This window comes from Variovorax sp. GW458-11-26-14-LB1 (assembly GCF_059423965.1).
This window is the reverse complement of record NZ_JBWKYW010000058.1, coordinates 22,560-43,083: the sequence shown is the minus strand read 5'-3', so window position 1 is coordinate 43,083 and position 20,524 is coordinate 22,560. Positions and strand designations below refer to the sequence as shown.

The window sequence follows — 20,524 nt, the reverse complement described above, 5'->3', positions numbered from 1 at the left end:
GGAGGGGTGGGTACCCTTCACGGACAATTGTTGCAGCGCGGCGCACTCCAACGCCGCAGGAGTTTTCAGTGTGATCAATCGTCTGGCTGCGCCCTTGCTTGCTTTGCCGCGCCCCATGAAGCGCATGCTGGCTCTAGGGGTGGATGCAATGCTCTGCGTCCTGTGTGTCTGGTTGGCATTCAGCTTTCGTTTCGAGCAGTGGATGACGCCGCGGGGCGTTCAGTGGTCGGCTGTCGCGGTCGCTGTCGCCCTTGCGCTTCCCCTCTTTGTGGTGTTCGGGCTCTACCGAGCCATCTTTCGCTATGCAGGCACGGCTGCAGTCATGGCCATCGTGCGCGCGTGCGTGTTGTTTGGCCTCGGCTATGCGTTGATCTTTTCGGTGGTCGGTGTGCGAGGGGTACCGCGCACGGTCGGATTGCTGGTGCCGTTGCTCTTGTTCCTGGCCATCGCCGGCTCGCGCATGTTTGCGCGCTACTGGCTGGGCGGCCTCTACATGAGTGCGCTGCAGCGCAAGCAGCTGCCCCAGGTGGTGATCTACGGTGCGGGTAGCGCGGGTTTGCAACTGGCTGCGGCATTGGCCCAAAGTCGCGATATGGTCGTCCGCGCTTTCGTTGACGATGACTCGCACCTCCAAGGCAACACGATCAACGGTCTGCGCATTCAGTCCTCGGATTGGCTCAGCAACAACGCCGCCAGTTTGGGGATCACGGACGTGCTCTTGGCGATGCCCTCGGCCAGCCGCGGGCGTCGTGTTGAAATTCTGAACCAGTTGTTGCCATTGCATCTGCATGTACGGATGCTCCCGGGGTTGCTTGATCTGGCCAACGGCAAGGTGCAGGTCAATGATCTGGTTGAAGTCGACATCGAAGACTTGCTGGGGCGGGATCCGGTCGAGCCGGTGGCCGACTTGTTGCACAAGCACATCCGCGGCCAGGTGGTATTGGTTACCGGGGCCGGTGGCTCCATTGGCAGTGAGCTGTGTCGGCAGATCATTCAACTGGCGCCTTCAACGCTGCTGCTTGTGGAGCTGAGCGAGTACGCGCTCTATGGCGTCCACCAAGAACTGGAACAGTTGGCGCCGAACGTACGTGTCATCCCACTGCTCGCTTCGGTCTGTGATGCGGCGCGGCTGCGCGAAGTGATGCGCGCTTGGCGCCCTGACACGGTCTATCACGCGGCGGCATACAAGCATGTGCCTCTGGTCGAGCATAACCCGGCAGAGGGTGTGCGAAACAACGCGATGGGCACGCTCACGACGGCGCGGATTGCCATGGAGTGCAAGGTCCCCAACTTTGTCCTCATCAGTACCGACAAAGCGGTGCGGCCGACGAACATCATGGGGGCCAGCAAGCGCGTCGCCGAAATGGCGTTGCAGGGGCTGGCACAGCAGAGTTCGGACACCTGCTTCTCGATGGTCCGTTTCGGCAACGTGCTCGGCTCCAGTGGCTCAGTGGTTCCGTTGTTTCGCAAGCAGATCGAGGCAGGTGGCCCGATCACGCTGACGCATGCGGACATCACGCGCTATTTCATGACCATTCCCGAGGCCGCCCAGCTGGTGATTCAGGCGGGTGCGATGGCGCAGGGTGGCGATGTCTTTGTGCTCGATATGGGCGAGCCGGTACGGATCATTGATCTCGCTCGTCGGCTGGTGGAGCTTTCGGGGCGCACGGTCCGTGACGAACATTCGCCGGATGGCGATATTGAGCTACAGGTGACTGGGCTGCGGCCCGGCGAGAAGCTCTATGAAGAGCTCCTGATTGGTGACAGCGCGATGCCTACGACGCATCCTCGTGTGATGAAGGCACACGATCCCTGTCTGCCTTGGAACGAACTCTGGCGCCAGTTCGAGACGCTGAATGCGGCACTCGAAAGCAGCGATGTGCCGATGCTGAAGCAGACGCTGACGCAGATGCTACCCGGCTATCGGCCTCATGCGGAGGTGGTGGATTGGGTGCATATGGAGCGTCACCGTGTGCGTGACCGTGCTCTGCCCATCGCAGCGGCAGTCGGCGCTGCGCAGGTGGGCGAGGCCAACCAGCCATCCGCGCCGAATCAGATTGTCGTGGCAATCTGATTCGATAGAACTGCTTCGTTCTTTTCTCGCCCTGGTTCGCTGGGGCGATGCTGTAACCAAGAGCCCCGGAGCGGGGCTCTTTTGTTTCCAGCCGGCGGGTGCCTATTGCGCCCGCTTGAAGTCGAGGATGTTGTCCCCTGCCTTCGGTGCCTTGTCGTCGGGTGGCGAGAAGCTGAAAGCCTTCGGATCCCGTATCGACGTCATCTCGAACAGCGGGTTGATCCGCCCGAGCTTGGCGCCGCCATCCCGTACCAGCGGCGCCCAGGCAAAGTTCGCAGTGAACTTGCTCGAGCGCGGCAGCAATGCATCGAAGGGAATGGAAACGTAGATGCCCTTGTCGAAGCTGCCTTCGCCGAACTGTGCGGCGGACACGTTGGTCTTGGTGGCCCACGCGCCGATCGTCACGCCGTTGTCGAAGCGGCGGCTGATGTCGAGGGTGACGCCACGATCGCCCGCCAAGTACTGGCCCGCGCTGATTCTGGCCTGCACCCCGTTCCAGCCGGTGTCCCAATAGAGCGTAGCGTGGCCGGTGTTGACCTTGTAGTCGCGCAGGCCGAGATCCTGCGCGAAGTCGCGCTGGCGTACGTGGTTGACGTCGATGCCGAACGCGAACCTGCTGCGCCACGGGCGGTAGAGCCATTCGGCGCCCACGCCGGCGAACATCGATTCGAGCGCACCGCCGTAGACGCTGTAGTACTGGTCTTCGTTCAGTCGGCCCACGTGGGTCAGCTGAAACACCGGCATCGTCAACCGCTTGGTCGTTGCGTACTCGCGTTGGTAGGTTCGCACGCGGGGAAGGTTGCTGGGCGCCGTGTAGGTGAACTTGTCGAAGTTGTCGAGCAAGCGCCAGTTCAGCGCGGCGTTCACCCAGGTGCTGGGTGTGAAGCGGTACTCCGCAGTGGCCGAGACGCCGAGTTGGTAGAGCAGGAAGGCATCGGGGCCGCCGAGGATCTGCGAGAAGCTCGGGGTCAGGCCGAACGTGAGTCTTTCCGTGCGCCGTTCCCACGGCGCCATGGCCGGCGTCTCGCCGGGCGATGCGATGGCGGCGGTTGTTGCCTCGGTGGGTGTGCGCTGTGGCGAGGCCGGCACGTAGAGCCCGTCTTCGGTTCGGCCGCGCGGCGGGGCATAGTCGCGCTGGTCCGTGGCGCGCAGTTCTGCGGGCGTCTGTGCCTGGTAGTGCGCCGTCACCCACTCGCTGCGATCGACGACCTGCGTGTGCAGTGCCAGTCCGCGCTCGTTGTAATGAAGGATGAAGTGCTTGATCGACGCAGGTGCATCCCGATGCATGACGGCAATGACCTGCTGCACACGAGCCTCGCGGTACACCGTGTGGCTCTCGGTGATCCAGACGTGCGCGCTGTCGCCTTGCGGCGCGATGCGCTGCACGGTCCATTCGGTGCGTGCCTGGATCTCTGCTGCGGTGGTGGCCCATCCTGGCGGATTGGCCGGCGCTTCCGGTGTGAAGCGAGGCGGCGGCGGGTCTGCGGGCTTGCTGGCTCGCATGCTCGCCATGTTGGTGGACAGGGTCAGGCCCACCATCACTTTGTTGCCGCGCTCCAGGCCGGCGGTGAACGCGACCCCGGGTGAGTAGCGATATTCCAGGCCGATGTTGAAAGGTGAGCGCTGAACCTGGTTGTTCTGCTGAGGCTCGTTCTTGTAGTTGTTGCCTTCGTATTCGAGCTTGACCGTCAGGGGATCCCAGGGGGTGCGCCATTCGACGCCGCCGAACAAGGAGGCTGGACCTCGGAAGAAGGCCTTGAAGTTCGCCTCGCCGCCCGTTGCGGAACTCACCGTGCGCGTTCTGAAACGATTGCTCAGGGCCAGCAAGGGGTTGCGGATGTTTCCGCTGTTGCCCAGATACCCCCAGCCGATGCCGAGGCTGAAGTCGAGATCGCCGTAGCGTTTGTTGGCGACCAGGTATTCGGCCGAAAAGAGGCCGGTACCGCCAAGGTCGCGAAAGCCCAGCGCAACCTGAGGCACATACGCGGATTCGCGCAGCAGCCGCAGCTTCACGTCGATGCTCTTGTCCTTGTTGCTTTGACCCGTGGTGCTGGCGGCGTATGCGCGGTTGCTGATGGAGGTGTAGCGAAAGCCGGCCTCCATCCAGTCCAGCGGCTGGAACATCACGTTCAGTCGCGTATAGGGCGACACGTGGCTGATCGACGTACGGAAATCACCGGCCTCGCCCATGCGTGCTGTCGGCGTCTGAAGCAGGCCGGTTTCGCCCCAGTCGTTGCTGCTTGTGCGAGGCGCCTTGTATTGCGGGGCCGAGGCGTCGGGGCGCACCGAGATGACGCTTTCCGGCGGAACTGACGGCGGAATGGCCGTATTGAGTGTTGCGGCCGGCTTGGCAGCCGCAAGCGCGGCAGTGGTGGTGCCCAGCGCTGCTGTCTGAGGCGAAGGGCCCTGTGTCGCCAGGAACTTGATGATGCCTTCCGATGCGTCGACCAGTTCGGCCATGCCGCGCGGCGCTGCCCAGATCCATGCACCGGGTGCCGGCTCATCGGAGGGGTGGCCGTTCCAGGGGGCGATGCCCACGCGGGACGTTCGGCCGTCGGGCTGCGCCACCCATGCCCAATCGTGAGTCGTGTTGGGGGCGCAGGCGATGACGTAGTCCCAAGCGGTCCGGCCGGCCTCGTGCGCCACGTGGCACAACTCGCCATTGGGGCGGACAACCGCGATGGTTTTCAATTGCGGGGAGGGCGCAATGAGCTGCTGGCCGGCCGACAGCACGGGGTCTTGATCCGGGTGCGCCTGCAGCCAGCGGGGGTCCACGATGCCCAGCGCCACGCGGCCGGTGATCGGCAGGTTCTGCAGCCATGTGATGAGTTTCAGCCGATCGAGTTGCTCGGGGCGCGGTGCGCGCCTGCTGGCCGCCTCGAGGCGCACGAGCAGGGTGTTCTTCAGGAACTGCTGGGCCAGTCGTTCCTGCGGTACGCGCCATGCGAGCCCGGGCGCGGCCGAGCCCTCGGGTTGGCGCAGCAGCCAAGTGCTCAGTCGTTCGCCGGGTCGCACTTCGGCATCGCTTGCAGGTTCAACGGTCGCCGCGTTCTGCGACGGCTCCGCTGCGGCGCCAAGACTTGCCATCAACGCGCAGGCAAGGGCCGTTCGACGGGGCCAATGCGGGGGGCTGATGGCTCGCAGGAAGAGGGGGCTCATGTACCAGCGCGCGCCGCGGTGCCGGCTGCTGGTGCGGGGGGTGTCCACTGTTCGAAGCTCATGCAGAGGTCGCGGGAAATACATTGCTCCGAATACACGACCTGAGGGGCGCCAGAAGCAAATGAAACGCCGAAGCGGGCGGGAGGAACGGAGGCCGTCGCAGGGCGGGACACGCTGCGTTCTTCATACCAGCGCAGGCCGCTTGCGGGCATGCCGGCGAGAGCGCTGTCGGTGGGCGGCGCGATCGACGCGCGCGCGATATCGTCGCGAATGCCGAAGCGATAGCCGGGCATCAGGTCGCGTTCGCGCGCGTAGGTCTGCGTGGTGTTGGCAGTGTGAGCTTGCCAGGCGGGTGGGTTGGCAAGTCGAACGTCGCGCCAGTCGATGGACAGCCCGGTCGTGCCGACCAGTTGACCATTCAGAAGTCGGACGACTTCGCCCGTGCCGCTGTACCAAACCTCGACGGGCCCTTCGGCGCGCTGATCGATATAGCCGAGCACCATGTACAGGACGCGCCCATCGACGGTGGCCCGCAGGTACCGATAGCTGGGATTGAAATTGGGCTGGGTTGCTGCAGACTCGCCGCGATACAGCAGTCGAGCTGAATCCAGCATGGCTGAAGTTCCGGAGGAGCAACCGCCAACGCCCAAGAAAAACGTTGCCAAAAGGCAACGTTCTAAGAGTCGCGTGGCGGAAGCAACGCGCGGACTTTTCAGCGAATGCCCTCCTTTCAGGAGGGCAACCAGCATTAACGCGTGCCGGTGGTGCCCGTGCCGGTGGTGCCCGTGCCAGGGACGAAGAAGCCGCCGCCGCCGTTGCCGTTGTTGCTGCTGCCGAGGGTCAGCATCAGTGCGCCGGTGCCTGCAACAGCGCCCCATTGAACGGGGGTCAGGCCGCCAAGGCCAGCAGCGGTTGCACTCGGAGCGCCAGCGGGGCCCGGCGTAAATGCGCGATTGTTGCTTGCGGGCGCAGGGGTAACCTGCGTTTGGGCAAAAGCCGACGAGATTGCCAGGGTGGCAAGGGCGACGGTAGCAACCAGTTTGTTCGTCTTCACAGTGATCCTCTCAAAGGGTTTTTATGCTCTTGACTTGAGGTTAGCAGCATCAGAAGTGTGCCGCAACTAATTTGGCCTGGAGGATGAGGCGTTTGCCACGGCCTCCTTGTAACCGCGTATTGCCTCGATTGTTGTGGATGAGTGTGACGGGTGCATGTGTATCTCAATGCTACGTAACGTTCCGCCCAGGATGACCGTAACGACGGCGACTGGCGCGCAGCTCCATCGGCGGGGTCCCGGGCGTTACCGTCGCATTTCTTCAATGAAATCAACGCACTCATCGAGCCATCGTTGCAATGGGCCGCATGGCCGACTCCCAGGCATTGTTCCTGCAGTACCCCGAAACGAAAGTTGACATTCAAGGTAGGCCGCGGGGCACAACAAGGGGATATGCGTGGTTCGATTGTCTGAAGGTGGGGTGGCGAAGGGTGTGCGAGTGTGCGGGCGCGCGGCCGATGGCGTGATCGGAGGCGTCTGCTCATGATGAATCACCTGTCCGCCAGCAGCGCACAGTCGGCGCCGGCACTCGCTGGCCGGTACGCCGCCTTGGGTTGCGCCTTCTTCGGTGCGCTGATCGTCGAGGGCGACCTGGCCCTGGCCGATCGCATGCGACGCCTTCTTTGCGATCTGGCCCCGGGCCGCCGCGTCGTGATCGCCTCCACGCACGCGGAAGCGATCCGTCTGCTGGCCGCGTTGCCCTACGACCTGGTGCTGGTCGACATGCACTTGACTGATGACGGCGGCGTCGTGCTCCTGTCGCACCTGCGGCGTGCCTACCCGCAGATCGACGCCATCGCCATGTCGAAGGATGACGACCGCCTGCTGGTCGAGGCCGCGATCTCGTCAGGAGCCTCCGGCTATCTGCTGACGAGCACCGACGATGCTGAACTCTCTTTCTTGCTGCGTTCGATCGAGCGCGGTGGTTCGCCGATGGACGCACGCGTCGCGCGTCGCGTCCTCGGCCTGATTGCGGCGTCCGCGAAACCGGAGGGTGTTGAGTCCGCGCTGCGCGACGGCGACACGGTTTCGCCCCCGATGCCTGCTCCCGGGCTGCTGTCACCTCGGGAGCTCAATGTGCTGCGCCTGATCGCGCAAGGCTGGAGCAATCGGCAGATTGCCGAAGCGATCTGCCTCTCGATCAACACGGTCGAGTTCCACGCCAAGCGGATCTACCGCAAGCTGGCCGTCAAGTCGCGCACCCAAGCCGTTCGGCAGGCGACCCAGTACGGGCTGCTGAGCTGAGCGCCGAGGGCCGTCGCGTGCTGTCGCGCACGTGCTGCGGCGCCGTGCGCACGCGCGGCAATCATTGAAAAACCCTTTTGCGCCCCGCTACAATCTCGGGTTGACCTTGCTGTGGCAAAGGTCAGCCCCTGCTCCAGCGAAGAAGACTTAGAGGATCCCCATGAGTGACATGACCTCCGGCTCGCCCCGGATCGACACAAGCAAGCGGACGTGGTTGATCGCATCCAGCTGTGCCGGCGTAGCGGGCGGCGTGGCCACCGCAATCCCTTTTGTGAGCACATTCCAGCCGTCTGAAAAGGCCAAGGCCGCGGGCGCCGCGGTCGAAGTGGACATCTCGGCCCTGAAGGTCGGCGAAAAGATCACCGTCGAATGGCGCGGCAAGCCGGTCTGGATCCTCAAGCGCAGCCCCGACCAGGTCGCCGAACTCGCCAAGCTCGATGGCCAGCTCGCCGATCCGCTCTCCAAGCGTCACCCCGACGAATTCACGCCCAAGTACGCGCAGAACGGCCACCGTTCGATCAAGCCCGATGTGCTGGTCGTGGTCGGCATCTGCACCCACCTCGGCTGCTCGCCGGTCGACCGCCTGCAGGCCGGCCCGCAACCCTCGCTGCCGAACGACTGGGAAGGCGGCTTCCTCTGCCCTTGCCACGGTTCCACGTTCGACCTCGCCGGCCGCGTCTTCAAGAACAAGCCCGCTCCTGACAACCTCCCTGTGCCTCCGCACATGTACCTGTCCGACACGCGCCTGCTCATCGGCGACGACAGCAAGAAGGCCTGAGGGAGACCACGAACATGGCTGAATTTCACGAAGTTTCCCCCAACGCTCCCGCCGGCGAGAAGCTGCTCAACTGGGTCGACAACCGCTTCCCGCTGACCAAGCTCTGGAACGACCAGTGGGGCAAGTACTACGCACCGAAGAATTTCAACTTCTGGTACATCTTCGGCTCGCTCGCGATGCTGGTCCTCGTGATCCAGATCGTGACCGGCATCTTCCTCGTCATGCACTACAAGCCCGACGCGAACCAGGCGTTCGCATCGGTCGAGTACATCATGCGCGACGTGCCCTGGGGCTGGCTGATCCGCTACATCCACTCGACGGGCGCCTCGGCGTTCTTCATCGTGGTGTACCTGCACATGTTCCGCGGCCTCATGTACGGCAGCTACCGCAAGCCGCGCGAGCTGATCTGGGTGTTCGGCTGCGCGATCTTCCTGTGCCTGATGGCCGAAGCCTTCATGGGCTACCTGCTGCCTTGGGGCCAGATGTCCTACTGGGGCGCCCAGGTGATCGTGAACCTGTTCGCCGCCATCCCGTTCATCGGTCCTGACCTGGCCCTGCTGATCCGAGGTGACTACGTCGTGAGCGACGCCACGCTGAACCGCTTCTTCAGCTTCCACGTCATCGCCGTGCCGCTGGTGCTGCTCGGCCTCGTGGTGGCCCACCTGATCGCGCTGCACGAAGTGGGGTCGAACAACCCCGACGGCATCGAGATCAAGGCCAAGCGCGGTCCCGACGGCCATCCGCTCGACGGCATCCCGTCGCACCCGTACTACACGGTGCACGACATCTTCGGCGTGGTGGTGTTCCTCACGATCTTCTCGGCAGTGATCTTCTTCGCGCCCGAAGCCGGTGGGTACTTTCTGGAGTACAACAACTTCATCCCGGCCGACTCGCTGAAGACGCCGAACCACATCGCTCCGGTCTGGTACTTCACGCCGTTCTATTCGATGCTGCGCGCGACCACCGACGACATGGTCAACGTGTTCGCGCTGATCATCGCGGCCGCCGCCGTCTGGAACTTCATCAAGGGCAAGTCGGGCATGGGTCTGAAGGTTGCCGCGGTGGTCGTGGCCGCCGTCGTGATCTTCCTGCTCAAGACCTTCGACGCCAAGTTCTGGGGCGTGGTCATCATGGGCGGCTCGGTCATCATCCTGTTCTTCCTGCCGTGGCTCGACCACAGCGAAGTCAAGTCGATCCGCTACCGTCCGAGCTGGCACAAGTATGTCTACGGCGTGTTCGTGTTCCTGTTCCTGATCCTGGGTTACCTGGGCATCCAGGCACCCGGCGTCTGGGGCAACCTGGTCATCGGCTCGTTCGCCCTGGACATCGCCCAGACCATCTCGCAGATCGGCACGCTCTTCTACTTCGGCTTCTTCCTGCTGATGCCGTGGTGGAGCCGCAAGGGCGAATTCAAGACCGTGCCCGAGCGCGTGGTCTTCGCCGCCCATTGATGCGCGCGCAAGTGCAAGAGAGCTTGAGAGAAACACGATGAAGAAAAGAATTTCCGGCTGGCTCGCTGTCATGGGTCTGGCACTGGGCCTGACCTTCTCCGCGGCCGCATCCGCCGAATCGGGCGGTCTGGCGTGGGACAAGTCGCCCAACAAGACCACCGACGTGGCGGCCCTGCAGAACGGCGCCAAGCTGTTCGTCAACTACTGCCTGAACTGCCACTCGGCCGCCTTCATGCGCTACAACCGCCTGCAGGACATCGGCATCAGCGAGCAGCAGATCAAGGACAACCTTCTGTTCACGACCGACAAGGTCGGCGAAACCATGAAGGCCAACATCGACGCGCGCCAGGCCAAGGAATGGTTCGGCACCACGCCGCCCGACCTGACGCTGGTCGCACGTTCGCGCGCCGGCCACGGCGGCACGGGCCCCGACTACCTGTACACCTTCCTGCGCAGCTTCTACCGCGACGACACCAAGGCCACCGGCTGGAACAACCTGCTGTTCCCGAGCGTCGCCATGCCGAACCCGCTGTGGGAACTGCAGGGCGAGCGCCTGCCGGTGCACGCCAAGGTCGAGCAGCATGGTCATGCCACCGACGTGTTCACGGGCAAGTGGGAGCAAGTGACCCCCGGCACGCTGACCCCGGTGCAGTTCGACAGCGCAGTGGGCGACCTCGTCGGCTACCTGCAGTGGATGGCCGAGCCGGCACAGAACACCCGCGTGCGCATCGGCGTCTGGGTGCTGCTGTTCCTGGCCATGTCGGTGGTTTTCGTATGGCGACTGAACGCCTCGTACTGGAAAGACGTCAAGTAATTCCGTTCACGCCGACCGGGCGCCTCGTGCGTCCGGTCCCACAGAGTGGGTTGCCCAGGCGACCCACTCTTTTTGATTTTTAGGAGTCTCTCGCCATGATGGTCTTGTATTCAGGAACGACCTGCCCCTTCTCCCACCGCTGCCGCTTCGTGTTGTTCGAAAAGGGCATGGACTTCGAGATCCGCGACGTCGATCTCTACAACAAGCCCGAAGACATCAGCGTGATGAATCCGTACGGCCAGGTGCCGATCCTGGTCGAGCGCGACCTGATCCTGTACGAGTCGAACATCATCAACGAGTACATCGACGAGCGCTTTCCGCATCCGCAGCTGATGCCCGGCGACCCGGTCGACCGCGCCCGCGTGCGCCTGTTCCTGCTCAACTTCGAGAAGGAACTGTTCGTGCACGTCGCCACGCTCGAGAACCGCACCGCCAAGGGCAACGAGAAGGCGCTCGAAAAGGCCCGCTCGCACATCCGCGACCGCCTCACGCAGCTCGCACCCGTGTTCCTCAAGAACAAGTACATGCTGGGCGACAACTTCTCGATGCTCGACGTGGCCATCGCGCCGCTGCTCTGGCGTCTCGACTACTACGGCATCGACCTCAGCAAGAACGCGGCGCCGCTGCTGAAGTACGCCGAGCGCATCTTCTCGCGCCCGGCCTACATCGAAGCACTGACGCCGTCCGAAAAGGTCATGCGAAAGTAAGTAAGCTGCGTGCTTGCTTCCTTCGTTTTTCGCCGCCTTTCATGATCAACGCGCTCGAGTCCTCTTCCACCCGCCCGTACCTCATCCGGGCGCTGTACGAGTGGTGCACCGACAACGGGTTCACGCCCTATGTCGCGGTGCTGGTCGACGACACCGTCCAGGTGCCGCGCGAGTACGTGAAGAACGGCGAGATCGTGCTGAACATCAGCTTCGACGCGACCAGCTCGCTGAAGCTGGGCAACGACTTCATCGAGTTCAAGGCCCGCTTCGCCGGCACGGCGCGCGAGATCAGCGTGCCGGTCGGCCGCGTGATCGCGATCTACGCCCGTGAGAACGGCCAAGGCATGGCGTTCCCGGCACCCGTGCCGGCCGCCACCACGTCCGACGATGGCGATGACGCCGCCTTGGCTGCGGCTTCGCCGAACAGCGCGCCGCGCATGCCGCTGCGCGATGCCTCGCGTGGCACCGAAGGCGACGCCAGCAAGGTGTTCCATCTGGTGACGGGCGAAGAGGGCGACGAGACGGTCGACGCCGGCTCGGCGCCTTCCGACCCGACCGACGAGCCGCCGCGCCCACCGGCCGGTGGCGGCACCCGGCCGTCGCTCAAGCGCGTCAAGTGACGACGCGGTCGGCCCCAAAGCCGGCCGCTTAGAATCGTCGCCAGCACTGCTTTCTTTCAGCCGCTTTAGCTCAATTGGTAGAGCACCCGCCTTGTAAGCGGAAGGTCGTCAGTTCGATTCCGACAAGCGGCACCAATCAAAAAAGCCCGACAACGTCCTGCGTTGCCGGGCTTTTTCTTTGTCTCCCTCGACCTGTCCGGCGGTCCGGACCGGCCGCAGAAGCCGACGGAACGCCGCGGATCAGCCCACGTCCACCGTCACCCGCAGGAACGTCGCGGCGATCAGGCAGGTGTTGGGGTACTGGCTCTGGTTCTGGCTCTGGAACAGCGTCACCAGTTCCGCACGCAGGTCGTCGGTGCGCCCCGCCTGGGCTGCCGCGTCGAATGCGTTCATGGTCGGCCCGTAGAACTGCCGGAAGGTGTCGACGAATTCCGCCGCCGAGCCTTTGAAGTCGAAGATGTAGCTGTCGCGTTCCCAGCTGATGGCCTCCGAGGCAACGCCCGCCGCGCCGAAGCGCTCGATGATGTTCGGGGTCGAGCCCCAGCCCATCGGGCTCACGAAACCCTCGGGCGGCGGGGGCGCATACGACGAGCTGATCTTCAGGATCTGCGCCACCAGCGTCGGGTCGTTCGGGATCCAGTTGCCCATGAGGATGCGGCCGCCCGGGCGCGTGACACGCACCATCTCCCGTGCCACGTCGAAGGGCTTGGGCGCGAACATGGCGCCGAACATGCTGATGACGAGGTCGAAGGACTTGTTCTCCAGCCGCAGCTCGCTGGCGTCCCCTTCCTCGAACCGGCAGCTGGCCGACAGCCCGGCCTGGGCCGCCCGCCGGTTGCCCGCAGCGACCAGATTGGCCGCGATGTCCACGCCCAGCACCTGCGCGCCGAGCTTGGCGGCCGGGATGGCGGTGTTGCCGTCGCCGCAGCCGAGGTCCAGCACCTTCATGCCGGGCGTGATGTGCGCGTGCCGCACGACGTCTTCACCGCTCTCGCGCATGCTCTCGGCGATGCGGGTGAAGTCGCCTTTTTCCCAGAGGGCCTTGTTCGGGTTCATGACTTCACCTTCTCGATCATGTGGTCGATCACGTGCGTGTGCTCGTGTTGCGGGCTGAACATCACGATCTCCGCGTCGGCGTCGACCTTGACGTTGTGGCCGGGCGGCCAATAGAACAGGTCGTTGGTCTGAACGGTCTCCTGCTCCCCGGCGTCGTCGGTGGTGGTGATCTGGCCCTTGAGCACGAACCCCCAGTGCGGGCACTGGCAGGAGTTGTGGTTGTTCAGGCCCTGGAAGAGCGGCGTCGTGTCGACGCCCGCCGACAGCGTGAAGTACTCGCCGCTGATCTTGCTGTAGCCGGTCGCGTCGCCGAAATTCAGACGCTGCCGGATCAGGGTACCGGGAATTTCCATCTTCACGTCGACGGCGTCTTTTGCGATATGCATGAGGTACTCCTTGAGGGTCCGCGGGCGCGAGGGTGATGCGTCTATTCGTTGCACCCGCCAGATTCGATAGACGGCATACTGATGCTCCACGCTTGGCGTTCCTGAAACGTTCCCGGCCCGTGCCGGGGGAAAGGAATCGCGATGTCGCCCCCACCGACTCCGCCGTCCGAAGCCGTGTCCATCCGGCTGTTGGGCCCGTTCCACCTGAGCGTGGCCGGCGATGACCCGCAGATTCCACCAGTGCCGCTGACCCGGCGCGCCGCCGAGCTGCTGCAGCTGCTGGCATTGCAGCCCGGACGCAGCCTGGCGAACGAGCAGGTGGTGGAAGCCCTGTGGCCGCACCTGGACCCCGACGCGGGCAGCGCCAACCTGCGCAAGGCCGCACACCACGCGCGCCAGTTCATCGGCCAGCCCGACGCCCTGGTGCTGCGAGGCGGCCGCGTTTTCCTGCTGCCCGACCATGCGGTGGCGTGCGACGCCGAGCAGTTCGAGCGCGCAGCGGACGAGGCCCTGCGCAGCGGCGATCCGCAGGCCTGCAAGGCGGCCGCACAGCTCTACGGTGGCGACCTCCTGCCGGACGCCCGCTACGAAGCCTGGACCGAGGCGCCGCGCCAGCGGCTGCGCGACAAGTTCCTGCGGCTGCTGCGCCAGACCGGCGACCTGGAACGGCTGGTGCGCGAAGACCCCACCGACGAGGCGGCGCATGTGCAGCTGATGCGCGAGGAACTGGCGGCCGGGCGACGCTCTTCGGCGCTGCGCTGGTACGGCCACCTGCGCGACCATCTGCAGCAGACCCTGGACCTGCGCCCCGGTCCGCCGGCCGAGGCGCTGTACCGCGAATGCGTGGCGGGCCTGGAGGGCGCCGCGCCGCGTTTCGTCGGCCGTGCCATGGAGCTGGTGCGTGTCCTGGGGTGGCTGCGCGCCAGCCTCGCGGGCCGGCCGGGGGGCGCGGTGGTGCGCGCGCCGGCGGGAATGGGCAAGACCGCGTTCTGCCGCCGCGTCGCCGAAGAAGCGCGGGGCCTGGGCTGGCAGGTGCGCTCGTTGCAGGCCGGCGACTGGACCCGGCCCTACGGCATCGCGGCCGACCTGGTGGAGCCCTTGCTCGGCGAACTGCCCGACGCGGCACAGGCCATCGGTGCGCACGCCCAGGCCGTGCTGGCGCAGATGACCGCCTCGGGCGACGTGAAACCGCTGGCCCTGCCGCTCGGGCGTCACCAGATGGTGGGCGCCGTGCGCCGGCTGCTGCTGGCCACCGCTGCGCAAAAGCCGGTGCTGCTCATCGTCGACGATGCGCACGCGGCGGACGACGCGAGCGCCCAGGCGCTGACGCAACTGGCGGCAAGCGGCCCCCCGGTGTTCGTGCTGCTTGCTTGCCGGCACGCGCTGCCGCCCCTGCTGGACCGGAACACTTCCCGCCTGCAGCGCGCCGGCCAGCTGGAGGCCCTTGAACTGGGTCCGCTGTCCGAGGAAGAAGCGGCGCTGCTCGCGGCCCGCTCGGCCGATGCACCGATGACGGGCGAGGCCGCCACCGCCATCGCGCGTCGTGCCGAAGGCCTGCCGTTTGCCGTGGTCGAGCTCGCGCGCGGTACCGCCACGTTGGACGGCGCCACGGCGGTGATGTCCCGCAGCCTGTCGTCGGCCCTGGCCGAACGCCTGTGCGACCTGGACCCCGGCACGACGGAGGCCCTGCGCCGGTTGGCCTTGTCGGCCGAAGATTTCGACGTGGCCACGGCCGTGGCGCTGGCCGCCGACGAAGGCCACGACGCATTGGCGCGCCTCGACCAGGCGCTGGCCGCGGGCGTGCTGGTGGTCGCCGATGGCCGCTACCGCTTCCGCCACGCCCTCGTGCGGGACGCGCTGGCCGAAGGCATCCCACCGCACCGGCGTGTGCTGTTGCATCGCGACGTGGCGGAGCGGCTCGCGCAGGGCGGTGCGGCACCGGGCCTGGTGGGCCATCACTGGCTCGCCGCGGGCGATGCCGAGCAGGCCATGCCGTGTGCGCTGGCGGCTGCGCGCCAGGCCTTTCGCCTCGGCGCCTACGAGGACGTGTTGCGCCATGTCGAGCCGCTGCTCGCGCACCGGGCGACGCAGCCGGAAGCCCTGGCGCTGCGTGCCGAGTCCCTGGACGCCCTGGGCCGGCCAGGCACGTTGGCCGCCTACGATGCGGCCGCCGCCGTCGCGCCAGACGCGCTGTCCCACGAACTGCGCGCCAAGCGGGCCTTGGCCCAAGTGAAGATGAGCGACCCGCCCGGTGCCCTGCAGTACCTGAAGGACGTGCATCCCACGACGGTGGCGGGGCGTCTCGCCGAAGCGCTGGCGTACAGCGGCGCGGCGGCCCTGGGCTTCGGGGACCCCGCCGAAGGCACGCGCCGGTCGGCCGAAGTGCGCCGGATCGCCCTGGAGACCGGCGACGAAGGCACGCTCGTGATCGCCTCCTGGTCGCAGGCCGCGGCGGCGCACGCACGCGGCGACCTGCACGGCAGCGTGTGGGCCGACCTCAAGGAGACGAGCCACCTGCCGCAGCTGGCGGTGCGCGTGTTCGACGGCCATCTGTGCATCACGCAGCGCTTCCTGTACGGCTCGCGGCCGTACGCCGAGGTCATCGCATTCGCCGATGCGCTGGCCACGGAAGCGCAGCGGCTGGGCGCGGCGCGCGGGCATGCGTTCGCGGTCACGCTGCGCGGCGAGGCCTGGCTGCTCAGCGGCCAGCTCGACGCCGCCGAGCAGGACCTGGTGGCCGGCGGGCGCATGCACCGCGCGATCGGCGGTGCGACGGGCGAGGCGCTGTCGCTGCAGCGCCGCTCCGAGCTGGCGATCTACCGCGGGCAGATGGACCGGGCGCGCGGCCTGCTCGACGAAGCGCTCGACGTCGCGCGCCAGTCCGACGTCGGCTTCCACCTGCTGGACCGCATCTACGGCACCCGCATCGCGATGGCCACGCAGCCCGACGCCGCGCTGGGCGTGCTGGAGGAGGCCGAGGCCAACGTGCGCGGCCCGCTGGAAAGCTGCCCCGGCTGCCGCATCACCTTCGCCATCCCGGCCACCATCGCGGCCGCGAGGGCGCACGAACTGGACCTGGCGGCCAGCCACCAGCAGCAGTCCGAATACCTGGCCAACGTGGTGATGAAGCTGCCGGCCTGGTACGCGTCGCTGCACGAGGCGCAGGCCCACATCGAACGGGCCACTGGCCGTGTCGCTGCCGCGCGCGAAGGCTTCGCCGCGGCGGCGCGGGAGTTCCATGCCTGCGGCCATGCGCTGGACGCCGCGCGCTGCCGGGAGTTGGCCAGCTAGGAAGTCCGCGCGGCACCGGCGTGACGAACGGACAGCGAGACGCTGCGCCGCATGAGCCAGGCCGGTCTCACGCCTTGCGCACGAATTCCGACTTCAGCTTCATCGCGCCAATGCCGTCGATCTTGCAATCGATGTCGTGATCGCCGTCGATCAGGCGGATGTTCTTCGCCTTGGTGCCGACCTTCACGACCAGCGACGAGCCCTTGACCTTGAGGTCCTTGATGACGGTGACGGTGTCGCCGTCGTTCAGCACGTTGCCGACCGAATCCTTGATGACCCGCGCCTCATCGACCGCGCTTTCGGCGGCAGCGCCCGAGGCGGACCATTCGTGAGCGCATTCGGGGCAGACAAGGTTGAGGCCGTCTTCGTAGGTGAATTCCGAATGGCATTGGGGGCAAGGGGGCAGGGTGCTCACGGCGGTAGGTGGGGTCCGTATCGGTTGAAGGACGTGGATACTAGCCTGCCCTCATGGACGCAGGTCCTGTTCCTGTTGGCCGCAGCGGCTCAATCCAAGGTGTCGAAGAGCCGGAAGATCCACGACAGCTGGTACGCCAGCGTGCCCGCGACGAAGGCCGTGTGAAAGCGCGGGTTGGCCGATCGGGCCGCCGCGATGCACAGGCCCACGAGGATGGGCGTGCGGATGAGGTACTCCATCGCAAAGCGGGCGAAATGCGCCTCGCCCTTGATCAGCGTGTCGACCACGTCGAGCAGGTAGGTCGCGGCCAGCAGGCCGAAGAACCACGCGCGGCGGGCGTAGAAGTAGTCGCGGTAGCTCGCGTAGTCCTGCATGCTGTCCGGAAAGAGCAGCGCGCACAGCAAGAAGAGCAGGATCGCGTAGCTGACGATGAAGGCGTAGGTGCCGAAGGTCCAGCTGTCGATCTGGTACAGGCCGAACTCCCACCACCAGAAATGCACCAGCGCCAGCAACACCGAGGCGACCCAGGCCAGGTGCACGGCATAGAGTCGGTACTGCGTCGGGTGCTGCACGATGCGTGCGACGCCCGACAGCAACCGGGTCACGCCCAGGCCGATGACCATGCCCATCACGACGCGGATGTGCGGAAAGATGTCGTGGGCCGAGATGGCTTCTTGCTGCATGCGAGAGTGCCCGGTCGAATGGATGGGCCTCCAGTCTAGGCCGCCCGCGTCACACCTCCGCGCCTTCGACCAGAAAGCGCAACCGGCGCACCCCTTGCCACTCGTCCGCATCGAGCCTGAAGGCCAGCTTCACGCGCGGCGGCAGCGGCTCGGTGTGGCTGAACCAGATCGCGTCGATGGGCTGGCCCTGGTGCTTGAGCTTGAGCGCCAGGTGCTTCTCGCCCACCAGCCGCTGCGACACCACCTCGACCTCTTCGCTGAAGGTGGGCGGCGCAAAGCCCTGGCCCCAGACCTCGCGGTGCAGCGTGTCGACGAGGTCGATGCGCATGTACTCGCGCGCGATGGGCCCATCGGTCTCGATCTGGCGCGTCAGCGCGGCCTCGGCCAGCCATTCGCCGGCCACCTGGGCCAGCGCGCGCTCGAAGACAGGAAAGTGCTCGCGCGCCACGGTGCAGCCCGCGGCCATCGCGTGGCCGCCGAAGCGCAGCAGCACGCCGGGGTGGCGCTTGGCCACGAGGTCGAGCGCATCGCGCAGGTGAAAGCCCGGAATCGAGCGGCCCGAGCCCTTCAGCTCCTGCTCCTTGCCCGGCGCCGCGCTGGCCGCGAACACGAAGGTCGGGCGATGGAAGCGGTCCTTGATGCGCGAGGCCACGATGCCCACCACGCCTTCGTGAAAGTCCGCGCCGAACACGCTGATGGCCGGCGGCGGCGCTTCCACGCCTTCGCCATCGGCCGCGAACAGCGACTCGGCCAGCAGCAGCGCCTGGTCGCGCATGCCGCCCTCGATGTCGCGCCGCTCGCGGTTGATGCCGTCGAGCATGCGCGCGAGTTCGTCGGCACGACCCGCGTCGTCGGTCAGCAGGCACTCGATGCCCAGCGTCATGTCGGCCAGCCGGCCGGCCGCGTTGATGCGCGGGCCGAGCGCAAAGCCGAAATCGAAGGTGGTCGCGGCCGAGGCGGTGCGCCCCGCGGCCTTGAACAGCGCCGCCACGCCGGCCGGCATCGCGCCCGCGCGGATGCGGCGCAGGCCCTGGGCCACGAGGCGGCGGTTGTTGGCATCGAGCTTCACCACGTCGGCCACGGTGCCCAGCGCCACCAGCGGCAGCAGCGCATCGAGCTTGGGCTGCGTGGCGGTGTCGAACACGCCGCGTGAGCGCAGCTCGGAGCGCAGCGCGAGCAGCACATAGAACATCACGCCGACGCCGGCGATGCTCTTGCTTTCGAATTCGCAGCCGGGCTGGTTGGGGTTGACCATCACGTCGGCCAGGGGCAGCTCGGGGCCGGGCAGGTGGTGGTCGGTCACCAGCACCTGCAGGCCGCGCGCCTTGGCGGCGGCCACGCCCTCGACGCTGGCGATGCCGTTGTCGACGGTGATCAGCATGTCGGCGCCGGCCGCAGCCACGCGCTCGGCGATGGGCGGCGTCAGGCCGTAGCCGTCCACCACGCGGTCGGGCACGAGGTAGCTCACGTTCTTGCCGCCCAGCAGGCGCAGGCCGCGCACGCCGACCGCGCAGGCGGTGGCGCCGTCGCAGTCGTAGTCGGCCACGATGCACAGGCGCTTGTCCTGTGCGATGGCGTCGGCCAGCAGCACGGCGGCTTCGCGCGTGCCGCGCAGCGTGTCGGGCGGCAGCAGGCGCGCGAGCCCGTCGTCGAGCTCGTCCTTGCCGCGCACGCCGCGTGCCGCAAAGAGGCGCGCCAGCAGCGGGTGCACGCCGGCCTGCTCCAGCGCCCAGACGGTGCGCGGCGGGATGTCCCGGGCAATGATCTTCATAGGGACTCCAGCACCTGCGTGGCGCGGTTGCGGTCGAACAGGCCCTTGGCCCAGCGGGCGAGGCCGCGCGGCTGCACGGTGAAAAGCTGTGCGCCGCGGTCGCCGCACAGCGAGAGCGCCACGTCGGCGCCGCGCGTCAGCTCCGCGAGCAGGCCGGCGACGGCGTCGGCATCCAAGGCCTGCCAGGCGGTGGCCCAGGCCAGGCCGTCGTCGTGCAGTGCGGCGTCGCGCAGCGCGAGGTCGACGACCGGCGTGCGCGTGGCGGGTGGCGAGGGCAGGTCGCCGTCCTTCAGGACGCCGGTGCCGCTGAGCCAGAACGAATTGATCGGCGGCACGCCGCGCGCGGTGCGCTCGTCGTTCACGCGCTGCGTGTACAGCAGCATCTGCATCTCGTTCTGCAGCCGGCGCAGCGGCCGCGAGGCATCGCCCAGCGGCGACCACTGCGAAATGGGGTACCCCACTGCGCGGTCGATGGAGGCCGTGGCCAGCCCGTCGAAGATGGGCGCACGGGCGAGCCATCGGCCCGGTGTATCAGAGGGGTATAGCGCGATGCCGTCTTCCTCGAAGAACGGCTGCGCCACGGTCAGCAGGGCCATCGACTCGGCGGCGTCGATCTCGATGGCGCTCGGGTCGCCCAGCGCCACGTCGTCGATGCCGACCTGCCAGTTGCACAGCGTCACCAGGCCCCAGGCCTCGGGGTCGCCGGGCGCGGCCAGGCCGGTCTTGCGGGCTTCGAGCGCGGCCCAGGGAATGCAGCCGTCGTCGGCGGGGGGCAGGCCGAGCGCGCGGGCCAGCGCGCGTTCGTGCGGCGGGGAGCGGGTGCTGTCGTCCTGCGTGTCGGTGTCGGCGAGCGTCAGGCGCAGCAGCAGGGTTTCGAGGTTCGGCAGCCGCAGGGTCGCGAGCGCCGCGCGGCAAGCCGGGGAACCGCGGCCGGCAAAGGGAATCAACAGATGACGTGGGAGAGGTTCGGCCATTTCCCTATTGTCCGGGATGCCACAATTCCACCGTATGACCTACCCCCTT

16 protein-coding genes and 1 tRNA gene are annotated in these 20,524 nt (G+C 66.7%); 9 read left to right on the top strand and 8 right to left on the bottom strand.

The genetic code is table 11. From position 1 onward, the window contains the following. Positions 1-70: 70 nt before the first annotated feature. Positions 71-2,074: a polysaccharide biosynthesis protein gene (locus tag AC07YS_RS27585; protein WP_495269558.1), complete on the top strand. Its 2,004-nt coding sequence runs from the start codon at positions 71-73 to the stop codon at positions 2,072-2,074. 102 nt (positions 2,075-2,176) lie between these two features. On the opposite strand, the gene AC07YS_RS27580 is transcribed toward AC07YS_RS27585, so the two are convergent. Next, complete coding sequence (locus AC07YS_RS27580) at positions 2,177-5,233, bottom strand: YjbH domain-containing protein (protein ID WP_495269556.1); 3,057 nt, start codon at positions 5,231-5,233, stop codon at positions 2,177-2,179. Beyond that, positions 5,230-5,847, bottom strand: a complete 618-nt coding sequence (locus AC07YS_RS27575) for a YjbF family lipoprotein (RefSeq protein ID WP_495269555.1) — start codon at positions 5,845-5,847, stop codon at positions 5,230-5,232. Before AC07YS_RS27575 ends, AC07YS_RS27580 begins: the two co-directional genes overlap by 4 nt. 920 nt (positions 5,848-6,767) lie before the next feature. On the opposite strand from AC07YS_RS27575, the gene AC07YS_RS27570 reads away from it, so the two are divergent. The 7 genes from AC07YS_RS27570 (at position 6,768) to AC07YS_RS27540 (ending at position 12,034) form a co-directional block, all read left to right on the top strand. After that, positions 6,768-7,529, top strand: coding sequence for a response regulator transcription factor (locus AC07YS_RS27570; RefSeq protein ID WP_495269554.1), 762 nt, complete (start codon positions 6,768-6,770; stop codon positions 7,527-7,529). A 160-nt stretch (positions 7,530-7,689) separates the two neighbouring features. After that, positions 7,690-8,307, top strand: a complete 618-nt coding sequence (gene petA, locus AC07YS_RS27565; protein WP_062473677.1) for a ubiquinol-cytochrome c reductase iron-sulfur subunit — start codon at positions 7,690-7,692, stop codon at positions 8,305-8,307. A gap of 14 nt (positions 8,308-8,321) precedes the next feature. Continuing rightward, positions 8,322-9,758 (top strand): cytochrome b, encoded by a 1,437-nt coding sequence (locus AC07YS_RS27560; RefSeq protein ID WP_070059900.1) that lies wholly within the window; start codon positions 8,322-8,324, stop codon positions 9,756-9,758. A 37-nt stretch (positions 9,759-9,795) separates the two neighbouring features. Next, the gene (locus AC07YS_RS27555; RefSeq protein WP_062473681.1) at positions 9,796-10,572 is read left to right on the top strand and encodes a cytochrome c1; all 777 of its coding nucleotides are present in this window, start codon (positions 9,796-9,798) and stop codon (positions 10,570-10,572) included. 95 nt (positions 10,573-10,667) lie between these two features. Next, positions 10,668-11,279 (top strand): glutathione S-transferase N-terminal domain-containing protein, encoded by a 612-nt coding sequence (locus tag AC07YS_RS27550; RefSeq protein ID WP_062473683.1) that lies wholly within the window; start codon positions 10,668-10,670, stop codon positions 11,277-11,279. A gap of 41 nt (positions 11,280-11,320) precedes the next feature. Continuing rightward, on the top strand, positions 11,321-11,899 hold the full coding sequence (locus AC07YS_RS27545) for a ClpXP protease specificity-enhancing factor (RefSeq protein ID WP_495269553.1): 579 nt from the start codon (positions 11,321-11,323) through the stop codon (positions 11,897-11,899). A 59-nt stretch (positions 11,900-11,958) separates the two neighbouring features. Next, positions 11,959-12,034, top strand: a tRNA-Thr gene (locus AC07YS_RS27540). A 105-nt stretch (positions 12,035-12,139) separates the two neighbouring features. Here the strand turns inward: AC07YS_RS27540 and AC07YS_RS27535 are convergent. Together AC07YS_RS27535 and AC07YS_RS27530 are read right to left on the bottom strand one after the other, a co-directional pair. Further along, positions 12,140-12,955 (bottom strand): class I SAM-dependent methyltransferase, encoded by an 816-nt coding sequence (locus AC07YS_RS27535; RefSeq protein WP_495269552.1) that lies wholly within the window; start codon positions 12,953-12,955, stop codon positions 12,140-12,142. Next, positions 12,952-13,341: a cupin domain-containing protein gene (locus AC07YS_RS27530; protein ID WP_495269551.1), complete on the bottom strand. Its 390-nt coding sequence runs from the start codon at positions 13,339-13,341 to the stop codon at positions 12,952-12,954. Before AC07YS_RS27530 ends, AC07YS_RS27535 begins: the two co-directional genes overlap by 4 nt. 141 nt (positions 13,342-13,482) lie before the next feature. Between AC07YS_RS27530 and AC07YS_RS27525 the strand changes: the two genes are divergently transcribed. Further along, entirely contained in the window at positions 13,483-16,632 is a 3,150-nt protein-coding gene (locus AC07YS_RS27525) for an ATP-binding protein (RefSeq protein WP_495269550.1), read from the top strand. Positions 16,633-16,699: 67 nt separating this feature from the next. On the opposite strand, the gene AC07YS_RS27520 is transcribed toward AC07YS_RS27525, so the two are convergent. The 4 genes from AC07YS_RS27520 to AC07YS_RS27505 all read right to left on the bottom strand — a co-directional run bounded on the left by AC07YS_RS27520 (position 16,700) and on the right by AC07YS_RS27505 (position 20,475). Continuing rightward, the gene (locus AC07YS_RS27520) at positions 16,700-17,047 is read right to left on the bottom strand and encodes a zinc ribbon domain-containing protein YjdM (RefSeq protein ID WP_495269549.1); all 348 of its coding nucleotides are present in this window, start codon (positions 17,045-17,047) and stop codon (positions 16,700-16,702) included. 89 nt (positions 17,048-17,136) lie between these two features. Beyond that, the gene (locus AC07YS_RS27515; protein WP_062473695.1) at positions 17,137-17,730 is read right to left on the bottom strand and encodes a hypothetical protein; all 594 of its coding nucleotides are present in this window, start codon (positions 17,728-17,730) and stop codon (positions 17,137-17,139) included. 49 nt (positions 17,731-17,779) lie between these two features. Further along, positions 17,780-19,501, bottom strand: a complete 1,722-nt coding sequence (gene recJ / locus AC07YS_RS27510; protein ID WP_495269548.1) for a single-stranded-DNA-specific exonuclease RecJ — start codon at positions 19,499-19,501, stop codon at positions 17,780-17,782. After that, a complete protein-coding gene (locus AC07YS_RS27505) occupies positions 19,498-20,475 on the bottom strand; it encodes a hypothetical protein (protein ID WP_495269547.1) in 978 nt (325 codons plus the stop codon). The genes recJ and AC07YS_RS27505 overlap by 4 nt, the downstream gene beginning before the upstream one ends. Positions 20,476-20,524 lie beyond the last annotated feature (49 nt).

Excerpts from the sequence above, each read along its gene's own strand:
- AC07YS_RS27580 (WP_495269556.1), bottom strand. The coding sequence starts at position 5,233 with ATGAGCCCCCTCTTCCTGCGAGCCATCAGCCCCCCGCATTGGCCCCGT.
- AC07YS_RS27575 (WP_495269555.1), bottom strand. The coding sequence starts at position 5,847 with ATGCTGGATTCAGCTCGACTGCTGTATCGCGGCGAGTCTGCAGCAACC.
- AC07YS_RS27570 (WP_495269554.1), top strand. The coding sequence starts at position 6,768 with ATGATGAATCACCTGTCCGCCAGCAGCGCACAGTCGGCGCCGGCACTC.
- petA (WP_062473677.1), top strand. The coding sequence starts at position 7,690 with ATGAGTGACATGACCTCCGGCTCGCCCCGGATCGACACAAGCAAGCGG.
- AC07YS_RS27560 (WP_070059900.1), top strand. The coding sequence starts at position 8,322 with ATGGCTGAATTTCACGAAGTTTCCCCCAACGCTCCCGCCGGCGAGAAG.
- AC07YS_RS27555 (WP_062473681.1), top strand. The coding sequence starts at position 9,796 with ATGAAGAAAAGAATTTCCGGCTGGCTCGCTGTCATGGGTCTGGCACTG.
- AC07YS_RS27550 (WP_062473683.1), top strand. The coding sequence starts at position 10,668 with ATGATGGTCTTGTATTCAGGAACGACCTGCCCCTTCTCCCACCGCTGC.
- AC07YS_RS27545 (WP_495269553.1), top strand. The coding sequence starts at position 11,321 with ATGATCAACGCGCTCGAGTCCTCTTCCACCCGCCCGTACCTCATCCGG.
- AC07YS_RS27535 (WP_495269552.1), bottom strand. The coding sequence starts at position 12,955 with ATGAACCCGAACAAGGCCCTCTGGGAAAAAGGCGACTTCACCCGCATC.
- AC07YS_RS27530 (WP_495269551.1), bottom strand. The coding sequence starts at position 13,341 with ATGCATATCGCAAAAGACGCCGTCGACGTGAAGATGGAAATTCCCGGT.
- AC07YS_RS27525 (WP_495269550.1), top strand. The coding sequence starts at position 13,483 with ATGTCGCCCCCACCGACTCCGCCGTCCGAAGCCGTGTCCATCCGGCTG.
- AC07YS_RS27515 (WP_062473695.1), bottom strand. The coding sequence starts at position 17,730 with ATGCAGCAAGAAGCCATCTCGGCCCACGACATCTTTCCGCACATCCGC.
- recJ (WP_495269548.1), bottom strand. The coding sequence starts at position 19,501 with ATGAAGATCATTGCCCGGGACATCCCGCCGCGCACCGTCTGGGCGCTG.
- AC07YS_RS27505 (WP_495269547.1), bottom strand. The coding sequence starts at position 20,475 with ATGGCCGAACCTCTCCCACGTCATCTGTTGATTCCCTTTGCCGGCCGC.